The sequence below is a fragment of the Armatimonas sp. genome (assembly GCF_031410135.1).
GTDB lineage: Bacteria > Armatimonadota > Armatimonadia > Armatimonadales > Armatimonadaceae > Armatimonas.
This window is the reverse complement of sequence record NZ_JANNYP010000557.1, coordinates 1-2,021: the sequence shown is the minus strand read 5'-3', so window position 1 is coordinate 2,021 and position 2,021 is coordinate 1. Positions and strand designations below refer to the sequence as shown.

Here is a 2,021-nt window from a genome sequence, read left to right as displayed (position 1 = left end):
CGCCAAAGCTCATCATCCCACCTAGATAGTCGTAGGTCTCGGTCTGGCGGGAGCGGCGTGGGTAGTAGGTCAGGTGCTCGCAGGCATCCACCAACACAAAGCGCCCCTCGGAGCCCACCACTTCCAGGGTTTCGAGGCCGTAGCTCCCGCCTGCGTCGTAGCTGCCCGTCAGGTGCCCGATGGTTCCGTTCTTAAAGAGCAGGTTCGCCTGCACATTGGACCAGCAGATGCGCTTGCCATCGGGGCCATCGGTCTTGGGGCCACGCTTGAAGAATGCCTGCACTTTCTCGACATCACCGCCAAAGAAGCGCATCACATCGAGCGAGTGCGGGTGTAGGGCGCGGATATGAAACCAGGGCGACGTCTCATTGGGGTTGTTGATCCACATCGTCATGTTGATGATATTGACCTCACCGAGGCGCCCCTCTGCAATCCACTCCTTGGCTCGCAACGCCGCGGGCGTGAACCGGTGGTTCAGGTTGATGCCATACCTAAGATTTTTCTCCTTGGCCAGCGCGACCATCTCCTCGGCCTTCGCAATCTCATTGGAGATCGGCTTCTCCCCGAGCACCGGGATTCCCGCCGCAAGAATCTCCATGGTCGGGGTGTAGTGATCGCCGCCGTTCTCTTTGCCCGCCGAGCAGACACTCACGGCGTCGATCTGAATCCCGCTTGCCAGCATGTCCGCAATCGTGTAGAACCCCGGACAGCCGTACTTCTCAGCAGCCTTATCCGTGCGCTCCTGCAAGATATCGCAGACCGCGACCAGCTCGCAGTCTTCCCGCTTCATATAAACACCCGCGTGGGTATTGCCAATTCCACCAAGGCCAACTACGGCCACTCTTAAGCTCATATTTTTTCTCCCCACCCCGATTAGAACGGGGTGGCTGTAGAGCGCTTCGCGCTACGAAGGCCGCAAGCGGCCATGTCAACTCGGATGGCCGGAACGGCCTTTGCAGCCGTAGGCTCTCCAGTCCCGCCCCTCTCACGGGCGGGACTTATTTCCCCTGTAGCTTCGCCGCCTGCCCCGGATCGCCGATATGCATCGTGTCGTAGGCCTGCTGGCTCGATGTAAACGGCCCGACTCCGGTGTGTCCGTGCCAGTCGCCCTGGGTATGGATGGGGTTGGTCAGGCCCGTCTCCGCCTCGCGCTTGGCGATCCAGGCATCCATGCGACTTTTCAGCAGCGCTACCACCTCGGGCTCGCTCTCCGCCAGGTTGTGGTTCTCATCGGGGTCCTGGATCAGGTTGTAGAGCTCGATCTCGGGCTTGAAGTGAAAGTCGGGCTCCAGCGCGACAATCAGCTTCCACTCCGGGGTGCGCCAGCCGTGCTTGCGCATCCAGGTGCACTCGGTGATATAGATTTCGCTCTCGTGCGACGCTTCCTCGCCGGAGATGAGCGGGAGGACGCTGTTGCCATCGAAGCTGCGCTCGGTCTCGATTCCGGCAAGTTCTAGAATCGTTGGCACCAAATCTTTATGCTGCGTGTAGCCCGAGACCCGCTTGCCCTCCGGAACGCGGCCGGGGTAGCGGATGATCAGCGGCACATGGAGGGTCGTGTCGTAGATACCGTGGTGGTCGAACCAGCACTCGTGGTCGTAGAGCGTCTCGCCGTGATCGCCGTTGAGAATGATCAGGGTCTCGTCGTAGATACCGTGTGCTTCGAGCGCCGTGAAGATCGTCTGGATGCACGCGTCCATGTAGGCAATCGCCCCGTCGTACTGCGCGATGACGTAGTCCTTGTCCGAGATTCCCGGCGGCATCCAGCTGGCGAAGAAGTCGCAGAAGGGCTTGAAGCTCATCACGGGCTCCATGGACGTATTTTCCGGGTCGGTCTCGTTGCCATGGTAGAACATCCGCTCGTAGGGCGCGGGCGGGAGATAGGGCGCGTGCGGGTCCATGTGACGCAGAAAGAGAAAGAAGGGTGCCTCGCCTTTAACCAATTCGTCCAGCTCTGGGATCGCGACTTGGTTGAGGTTCTCCGCCTTGGGACTACGGCCCTCGTTCCAGCTTCCCCAGCC

General features: G+C 60.5%; 2 protein-coding genes. Both read right to left on the bottom strand.

What is annotated here, in order from left to right:
- Positions 1-853 (bottom strand): Gfo/Idh/MocA family oxidoreductase (locus RMO15_RS20580; RefSeq protein WP_309716333.1); only part of this gene is annotated, 853 nt, incomplete at its 3' end.
- Between the two features lie 145 nt (positions 854-998).
- On the bottom strand, positions 999-2,021 hold a 1,023-nt coding region (locus RMO15_RS20575; RefSeq protein ID WP_309716330.1), incomplete at its 5' end, for a sulfatase-like hydrolase/transferase.